This is a genomic window from Pyrococcus sp., assembly GCF_030153625.1.
GTDB classification, from domain to species: domain Archaea; phylum Methanobacteriota_B; class Thermococci; order Thermococcales; family Thermococcaceae; genus Pyrococcus; species Pyrococcus furiosus.
In genome coordinates this window covers 1-8,149 of sequence record NZ_JASKLM010000064.1, presented here as the reverse complement: position 1 = coordinate 8,149, position 8,149 = coordinate 1, and the positions used below count along the sequence as shown (strand labels likewise).

Here is an 8,149-nt window from a genome sequence, read left to right as displayed (position 1 = left end):
TATAATTTTGTTAGGTTTCATTCTCGGTTTGGTTGTCCGCCTGGTGATGTGACTGAGTGGCTTCAAGAGGTGATGCCCCAGTTATCCTGACAGTATCATCCAACTATAAAATTCCTTTAAAGCCTTTCCCCTATGGGATACAGAATTTTTCTCTTCCGTTGACATTTCGGCAAATGTTTTATCGAATCCATCGGGAACGAAAATTGGGTCATATCCAAATCCATGGGAACCCCTCTTTTCGTTAGATATTCTACCTCGAACTTCCCCCACAAAAAGGTGTATTTCTCCATCATAGAATCCAATCACACTCTTAAAGTAGGCTTTTCGATTTTCAATTCCTTCCATAAGCTTCAATATCCCATCCAGTCCTATTGTCTTGTAAACATAGGCAGAATAGACACCGGGAAAACCATTTAGTGCTTCTATGAACAGGCCTGAGTCCTCAATTATGAAGGGCTTGTCCACTTTATCTTTCAACCAGTTTAGCCCAAAAACTACCACGTCCTCCAACGTATCGGCCTGAATCTCTGGATATTCAAGAGGCTTTTTTATAACATTAATTCCCAGGGGTTCCAAGAATTTCTTTGCCTCCCTAACTTTTCCATCATTTGAAGTAATAAAAAATAGTTCCATAGAAAAATCCCTCAATCAATCTTATAACCTATCTTTTCTACTAGCTCTCTCCTCTCTTTCTTCTGTTCCTCAGTTTCAATCTTAGTGGCAGCCTTTCCATCAACAACCCCAATAACTGCTCTTCCCAACTCAGTTTCGGCAACTATAACTTGGAATGGATTTTCACTAGCCCCATAAACCATTGCCACAGCGGGATGGTTCTTAATGGTATTTAGAACGTTTATTGGGTATGCATTCTTCATTAAGATGACGAACACATGACCAGCTCCAATCTTGAGAGCATTCTTAGCAGCGAGCTTTTCTAACTCTGGGTCATTGCCAGTATACCTAGTCAATTGAGGCTTAGCTTCATTCATTGCGATTCCGAACTTTATCCCAGGAACTGTTGTCAGGAGAGCTCTAGCTAAATCGTCAACTGTGAATATAGAAAAGTTTCCTTGGCCTATTATCACTTCTACACCTTCAGGTTTCTCAATATCAACAACCTCTATCCTCACCATCTCTCCTCCCCCTAATTAAAGTTCTCTTAGGTAAATAAAAACTTTACTTGTCTCTTTTTTGGATCAGGAGCATAGCCTTTAGGTAAACAAAAACTTTACTAAATTCACCGAAATTCCTTTTAAGATTTGAGTAATTCTATTTACTGGTCGGAAATGAGCGAGGTTAATTGGGATGATATCCTTTGGTTGGTTGAAGTATTAGAAAAACACCCAAGGGATAGCCTGAGAAGCATAGCTAAAAAGGAAGGAATAAACTACTACAAACTCAAAAGAATCTACGACAAATACTATGGAAAATATGTGGTTGTGAGTGCACTCTACAATATAACAAGAATAGGCCTTAAGAGTTACATAGCATTTTTGTCCATTCCAAAGTCAGAAATAATACCAACTGCAGAACTGCTATCAGAAAACCCCTTTATTGTATATATAACCCCCATCTTTGGATTTAAGAATGGAATCGAGGTTATATTACAGATCCCCTACGATCAGGAAAAATACCTACCTGAGTTCTTCTCCCGCTATTCAAATGACTTCGAACTTTACGAAGTCTGGGATCCAAGAAGCGACCCTATGAAAAGAAAATTTGGCTACTGGGAGTATCCATATGAATACGCAGTTTTGATGGATATTCTAAAGACGGACGCAAGAACTCCCATGAAAGAGTTAGAAGCAAAGCTAGGGAAGAAAAGGCCAACGATAAACTTTATGATACACAAACTAATCGAAGATAAAGTTATAGACGGATTTTCAACCTTCATAGAAAATGTTGAAGAAGTGCATGACAGATGCTTTATAGGAATATCAACTAAAGTATCCCCAGAGGAAGTTATAAAGAGATTTCCAGAGATAGAGATTACAATCGGAATACTTAATCCAAAGGGAATTTTGATTGAATGGTTCTTCTCTTCCCAAGAAGACATTGGTAGAAAAGTCCTGGAATTCAGCGAGTACGTTGACAAGCTCGCGATAGGATACCTTGACTTGCTATATGAATTGAACAACAAATTACTGTCTTCAAGGTTTTCAAGAATGATAAGAAAAGATGGAAAAGGGTATAGATCAATCTTGGAATTCATTTAGTGCCTCTTTTCTTTAATATTTTCTGGAACTCAGAATAATCTGTAACAACTCTAACATTATCCAACGTTTCGAAGTACACCTTTTTGATTTTGACTTTCTTTACATTTGTATACTTCATTTCAGGAGGATCATATTCCCCAGGCTCCACAATTTCATCCTCTATAACATAAGTCTTAAGTTCAGGTTCACCAACATACTTCCAAACTTCATAGAATACCTCAGGTTTCAAATGTATTTCATTCTCTAATTCAATATAATCTTCCCCAATATCTTCAAGAAACTCCTTTATGACTTCAGAGTTCATGGGTGCCACCAATAATATAATACCTCATTGTGGATTATATACCTATCGCAAACCCGATACTATCATTATTTATTTTGTCTTGGGTAGAACCCAAAAGGCAAGAGCTTGGCCGGGAGTATTTCAAGTCGAGTGTGGGGTTATTGTTTGCTCTACTGCTTGGAAATACTTTGATGCATCTTGACCCCACAGGGAGGCCACAAACAGTTCGGGGGATATTCTCATTGGCCCCAGTCGCATATTTTGCCCTGGGAATATCTGCGGTTATTAGCTACCACCTCCTCAAGTGCTTCAAGCAGGAAAAGATGCTCAAAAAGCCCGGAGAGTCAAAGTAATCGACTACCTTCCTCACAAACTTCTTAATCTCAGGCGAGATTTTCGGCCGTTCTTTTGACGAAGCTGAGAATTCTCTCACGAACCTCTCTTCCCCGAGCAATACTCAAAGGGAGAACCTTCGAGATATGCCTCTGAATAGCGTGGAGCTATATAGTTCCTGTCGAGCTTCATAGTCCAGTGGAACAGTTCTCCAGGGACATCAAAGCCCTCATCTTGCAGGTTTCTCAACATGCGAGTATGGTTGATCAATGGAACTGGACTTGGCCTACTTGGCCACGCCATGATTACCGATTATCACCCAGCGATGAGTTGGCTGATGCCCCTTGGAGCCCCTCATAATATTCTTTTACCTTCGATACAGGGATTACACAAAGCAACTCCTCGCAATCCAGCTCAAAAAGAGTAACAAGGCCGAAATCTCGATCAAGCTCTGACCCCCCCATTTTTAAATCCTGAGAACTCACACTTCTCAATCTTTATAAATGGTTGAGAACTATAACTTCTCAGGTGTGCCTATGAGACTGGACGATCTCACCTACATGAACCCCTGGTGGGAGGGAAGAGAGGACTACCACGTGAGACGCTGGAAAGAGCAGAGGTTACACTGGAAGCCGGGGTGGCTGGAAAAGCTTTCGCTCAAGCCCTTCTCCCTCAACTTTGTCCTCGGCCCGAGGCAAGTTGGGAAAACCACAGGGATAAAGCTCCTAATTCAAGAACTCCTGAAGGATAACCCCCCAGAGTCAATCCTCTACATCAACGTCAAGGTTTTGCCAGGCCACCGCGAGCTCTTAAACCTCCTACGCGAGTTCCAGGAGCTTAAGGAGAAGGAAGGGGTTAAAACGGGTTATATCTTTCTCGACGAGGTTACCTCCCTTGAGGGCTGGTGGCGCGGTGTTAAACCACTCATAGACGCCGGTCTCCTGAAGAACGACGTGGTCACGGTTACGGGCTCAAGCTCCCTGGGGGTCAGGAGAGACATCGAGCTCTTCCCGGGCAGGAGAGGGAGTGGAAAGACCATAGAGGTCATGCCACTCTCATTTCCTGAGTACGTGGAGGTAATGGGGCTTAAAAAGCCGGAACTTTACAGGGAAAAAGTCCTGAAGCTCTTCGAGGACTACCTGACTACCGGCGGATTCCCGACTTCAATAAACGGCCTTCCGATGGAAGATCTCCTCGGGGCCTACATTGGAGAGATTGTCCGCTTTGGGAAGAGCCTTGAGATAGCGAAGGAGACGCTCTCTGCCCTGATAAGGAGCGCCCCCTCGGCGACAAGCTTTAGGGCTCTGGCTGGAATTACCTCAGGTTACTCCTACAAGGTGGTTCAGGACTACATTGAGCTCTTCACCGAGCTTTACGTCCTCGGGATAGCCTACCTTAAGCAGGGAAACCAGGTACTCTACAAACGTGAGAAGAAGTTCTTCTTTCGTGATCCTCTTCTGGCTAGGCTCTTCGCCCTGTGGAGCGGGACTGAACTAAAGGAGGATGCACTATATGAATGGGTAGTTCAGGAGCACCTATACCGCCGTTTCGGCGAAGTGTACTACTACCGGAACTCCTACGAGATAGATGCAATAGCAGGGGACCTCAAGGTGGAGGTGAAGGCCGGCAAGACCCACAGGAGGTATCCAAAAAACGTAAGGGTGCTGGAAAAGGAGGATGTGCCCTTCTTTCTGCTTGAACTTACTCACGAGAGCACTTCTCGATTTTAAATCCCTGGGAGAAGGAACTTCCTTAGAAGGCCGGTGGCGCGTGGATAGTGTTAGGATAGAAGGCTGGAATCACTCTTTACTGGCCTTAAACCCTTGCGCCGGAATAAAATTCCGATGGAGAAGAAGATCAGGGTATGGGATTATACTTGAAAGGCCCCAGTTACAAGCAAGTCGCCAGGATTCTCGGGATGAGTCACTACCGGATGAAAATGCTGGCGATGAAGAAACGGGAAGTTGATGATACTGTGACTAAGATTAATGGGGAGAGAAGATACCTCTGGGCGGCTATTGATGTTGAGAGCAGGGAGATTCTTGCGATATAAATCACTCCTGTGAGGAACCGGTGGATTGCCAGGGATTTCATTGGTAATGTGTTAAATACCTGCCTGGTTGATGGTGGCCCGTGGTATAAGTCAGCGTTTAAAGCCCATGGGCTGTATCTTCACGTTACATTTGAACCGAGTTGAGCGCTGGTTCATGACGTTAAAGGAGCAGACAAAACGTTTCTAGAATAAGGATTGAAGGAGAGTTTACAGGGTTGTTTTTTCTGTTCGCCTTCTAGTATAACTGTGTTAGGTTTCATTCCCGGTTTGGTTGTCCACCTACTGACCCGACTGAATGGCTTCAGGAGGTGATGCCCCAGTCCCAACCAAAAATTTTAAATTTGAAAAAGAGCTTTAAAGATACATGCTCGGTGGTGGTTTTTGGCTCGAATAACCCTCCAAGCTTAGATTTCTATTCTGGGTCAAACTATCTTGTAGAGGTGATATTCTATGGAAGAAGAATTTAAAGTCACACCCTGGGAAGTAGAAGGCATTATAGATTATAACAAACTGATAGAGCAGTTTGGGACGTCTCCCCTAACAGATGACCTACTAGAAAGAACTGCAAGATTAACTAAAAGTGAGCTACCAATATTCTTCAGGAGAAAGTTTTTCTTCTCCCACAGAGACTATGATAAGGTGTTAGATGACTACGAGCAGGGAAAAGGATTCTTCTTATACACCGGAAGAGGACCCAGTGGGCCTATGCATATTGGCCACATAATTCCGTTTTTTGCGACAAAATGGCTTCAGGAGAAGTTTGATGTAAATCTCTACATCCAAATTACCGACGACGAAAAGTTTCTATTTAAGGAGAACTTAACATTTGAGGATACAAAGTACTGGGCCTATCAAAATATCCTTGACATAATAGCTGTTGGTTTTGATCCAGACAAAACATTTATCTTCCAAAACAGCGAGTTTACAAAGATATACGAGATGGCCATTCCAATAGCAAAGAAGATTAACTTTTCGATGGCAAAAGCCGTGTTTGGATTTACAGAGCAGAGCAAAATTGGAATGATATTTTTCCCCGCAATTCAAGCAGCTCCTACGTTTTTTGAAAAGAAAAGATGCCTAATTCCAGCGGCAATAGATCAAGACCCATATTGGAGATTACAGAGGGATTTTGCCGAAAGCTTGGGGTATTATAAGACTGCAGCCCTGCACTCAAAATTTTTCCCACCACTTACAGGTTTAGAAGGAAAGATGAGCGCGAGCAAACCAGAGACGGCTATATATCTCACAGACAACCCTGAAGAGGCTGGAAAGAAAATTTGGAAATTTGCCCTAACAGGAGGTCAACCAACCTTAAAGGAGCAGAGAGAAAAGGGCGGAAATCCAGAGAAGTGTGTTGTGTTCAAATGGCTTGAAATATTCTTTGAACCAGACGATAAAAAGCTCATGGAAAGATATTATGCCTGTAAGAATGGAGAGTTGCTTTGCGGAGAATGTAAGAGATATCTAATCCAGAGAGTTCAAGAATTCCTCAAAGAACATCAAGAAAAGAGGAAAAAAGCAGAAAAATTAGTGGAAAAGTTCAAATATACTGGAAAACTGGCTCAAGAACAGTGGAATAAGGCCATACCAGATCCTTTAAAGAAGTGAATTCTTGTTTTCTTCACTTTTTTCATAACTAAGTAAAAGAAACACTAAAAACTGGAGTTTTTTATTGATCATTTCTTCCCTTCTTGCTTTACTGGGTATGGCATGAATTCTACTGTTCCTCTCTGCCTAACGGGCTGTTTGTAGAGTTCCATTAAGGCGTAAACCTCCTCAGGAACATTTGTATCTACCTCAAGACCAAGCTCTCTGGCATGTTCAACCGTTATTGGGTAGTCATGCGTCCACCTTCCTTCTGTTAAGATCTGGGCCAGCTCTCTTGCTTTTTCCTCACCGTACTTATCCTTTAGAAGATCATACAAGAAATCCTGCACCTGTTTTATGGCCTTCTTTGCAACGTCCGCAAGTATTAGCGTCTGATCATCGACTTTCTCCGCTCCCTTCTGTTCAACAGCTTTTATTATACTAGGGGCGGGATACTGACCCAGCTGAGGATCAACTGGTCCCAAAACTGCATGAGGATCCATTATAATCTTGTCCGCTGCAAGAGCTATCAAAGTCCCACCGCTCATCGCGTAGTGGGGAACTATCACCCTTGTTTCAGCCGGGTGATCCTTCAAAGCTTTGGCTATTTGTGTTGCTGCCAATACCAACCCACCAGGAGTGTGGATTATCAAGTCGATTGGCTTATCTTTTGGAGCCATTCTTATTGCCCTGAGTACCTCTTCACTGTCTTCAATGCTTATGAACTTGTAAACTGGAATCCCAAAGAATCCAATGCTTTCTTGCCTATGGATCATTGTAATTACAGTGGAATTTCTCTTCCTTGCCATTTTTTCCAGTAATTTTGCCCTAGCAATTTGCAGCTGTCTGTATTGGAGCTGTGGCCCCATGAGCAAATAGAAAAACAATATCCACCATATCAATGATCCCACAAATCCACTCAGGGGATCCATACAATCACCTTATATGACTTTTCAAGCCAAGAATAAATTACAAACTTATTTAACACTTTTGGAGGAATAAAACATACTGTCGGGATAACTGGGGCAAACCTCTCAAAGCCACTCAGTTACATCATCAGGCAGACAACCGAATCAGGAGTGAATTTTGGTAAAATTATACCAGAAGGTAAACGGAAACACCAGTCACTAACCCTGAAATTATTCCAGGAGAGCTTTGTTCTCTCCTTAAAAGTACTAAATTAGCGTTCAACTTGGACCCAGAGGTTACATGTAGCCAAGGGAGTTGAACACTGACTCATGCCAAGGCCCTCTATCCACCAGGAAAATTAGCTCTCCCTCACAGGATTTCAAAATTTGTTCTCTGTTTTTTGAGTGCGAGGATTTTCGGTTGGTAAACTGCTTTCGCGTTCCAGACTGTTGTGTGGCTGATTTCGAGGATTATTCTACCCCTCTGTAATTAGCCCATGCAGATAAAAGGTCATTGCCCTGCATCTTCTTTTTCAGACTTTTGTTCCAGCGAAAAGGCTTTGAGAGTGAGAGTAAGCAGTAAACAATAGTTTCAGTTCTTATGTTTCTCTTTTTCTGAAAATTATCAGAAACTTAAACCTAACATCTCACTCTTTATCCTGACAGTATCCAACAAAATCCCACCAGAAAAGAAAATCAGAGCAGTAGAACTATACCTGCGAGGCCTCAGCTACAGACAAGTCGGAAAAATCCTCAAAATCAGCCACAC

General features: G+C 42.5%; 9 protein-coding genes and 4 pseudogenes. 7 read left to right on the top strand and 6 right to left on the bottom strand.

What is annotated here, in order from left to right:
- A pseudogene (locus PWP39_RS09170) lies at positions 1 to 90 on the top strand (IS6 family transposase); the annotation flags it as partial.
- Here the strand turns inward: PWP39_RS09170 and PWP39_RS09165 are convergent.
- Both PWP39_RS09165 and PWP39_RS09160 read right to left on the bottom strand, forming a co-directional pair.
- Positions 82 to 633, bottom strand: a complete 552-nt coding sequence (locus PWP39_RS09165; RefSeq protein ID WP_288073517.1) for an XTP/dITP diphosphatase — start codon at positions 631 to 633, stop codon at positions 82 to 84. The pseudogene PWP39_RS09170 and the gene PWP39_RS09165 overlap by 9 nt on opposite strands.
- A gap of 11 nt (positions 634 to 644) precedes the next feature.
- On the bottom strand, positions 645 to 1,133 hold the full coding sequence (locus tag PWP39_RS09160) for an adenosine-specific kinase (RefSeq protein ID WP_011011363.1): 489 nt from the start codon (positions 1,131 to 1,133) through the stop codon (positions 645 to 647).
- A 153-nt stretch (positions 1,134 to 1,286) separates the two neighbouring features.
- Here PWP39_RS09160 and PWP39_RS09155 point away from each other — a divergent pair, with 153 nt between their 5' ends.
- Entirely contained in the window at positions 1,287 to 2,216 is a 930-nt protein-coding gene (locus PWP39_RS09155) for an Lrp/AsnC family transcriptional regulator (RefSeq protein ID WP_014835094.1), read from the top strand.
- Here PWP39_RS09155 and PWP39_RS09150 read toward each other — a convergent pair.
- The gene (locus tag PWP39_RS09150) at positions 2,209 to 2,520 is read right to left on the bottom strand and encodes a DUF5748 family protein (protein ID WP_011011361.1); all 312 of its coding nucleotides are present in this window, start codon (positions 2,518 to 2,520) and stop codon (positions 2,209 to 2,211) included. The two genes, PWP39_RS09155 and PWP39_RS09150, sit on opposite strands and share 8 nt — an antisense overlap.
- Positions 2,521 to 2,651: 131 nt before the next feature.
- On the opposite strand from PWP39_RS09150, the gene PWP39_RS09145 reads away from it, so the two are divergent.
- Positions 2,652 to 2,852, top strand: a complete 201-nt coding sequence (locus PWP39_RS09145) for a hypothetical protein (protein ID WP_288073516.1) — start codon at positions 2,652 to 2,654, stop codon at positions 2,850 to 2,852.
- A gap of 76 nt (positions 2,853 to 2,928) precedes the next feature.
- On the opposite strand, the gene PWP39_RS09140 is transcribed toward PWP39_RS09145, so the two are convergent.
- Positions 2,929 to 3,135, bottom strand: a complete 207-nt coding sequence (locus PWP39_RS09140; RefSeq protein WP_014835092.1) for a hypothetical protein — start codon at positions 3,133 to 3,135, stop codon at positions 2,929 to 2,931.
- A 233-nt stretch (positions 3,136 to 3,368) separates the two neighbouring features.
- Here PWP39_RS09140 and PWP39_RS09135 point away from each other — a divergent pair, with 233 nt between their 5' ends.
- From PWP39_RS09135 to PWP39_RS09125, 3 genes and pseudogenes are all read left to right on the top strand, one after another.
- Entirely contained in the window at positions 3,369 to 4,562 is a 1,194-nt protein-coding gene (locus PWP39_RS09135) for an ATP-binding protein (RefSeq protein WP_014835091.1), read from the top strand.
- A gap of 63 nt (positions 4,563 to 4,625) precedes the next feature.
- Positions 4,626 to 5,205 (top strand): annotated as a pseudogene (locus PWP39_RS09130) (DDE-type integrase/transposase/recombinase); the annotation flags it as partial.
- A gap of 130 nt (positions 5,206 to 5,335) precedes the next feature.
- On the top strand, positions 5,336 to 6,493 hold the full coding sequence (locus PWP39_RS09125) for a tryptophan--tRNA ligase (protein ID WP_011011356.1): 1,158 nt from the start codon (positions 5,336 to 5,338) through the stop codon (positions 6,491 to 6,493).
- Positions 6,494 to 6,561: 68 nt separating this feature from the next.
- On the opposite strand, the gene PWP39_RS09120 is transcribed toward PWP39_RS09125, so the two are convergent.
- Positions 6,562 to 7,404 carry an SDH family Clp fold serine proteinase gene (locus tag PWP39_RS09120; protein ID WP_011011355.1) on the bottom strand — a complete coding sequence of 281 codons (843 nt, stop codon included), beginning with the start codon at positions 7,402 to 7,404 and terminating at the stop codon, positions 6,562 to 6,564.
- Positions 7,405 to 7,453: 49 nt separating this feature from the next.
- Positions 7,454 to 7,983: pseudogene (locus PWP39_RS09115) on the bottom strand (IS6 family transposase).
- Between the two features lie 41 nt (positions 7,984 to 8,024).
- Here PWP39_RS09115 and PWP39_RS09775 point away from each other — a divergent pair.
- Positions 8,025 to 8,149: pseudogene (locus tag PWP39_RS09775) on the top strand (IS1-like element ISCaa4 family transposase); the annotation flags it as partial.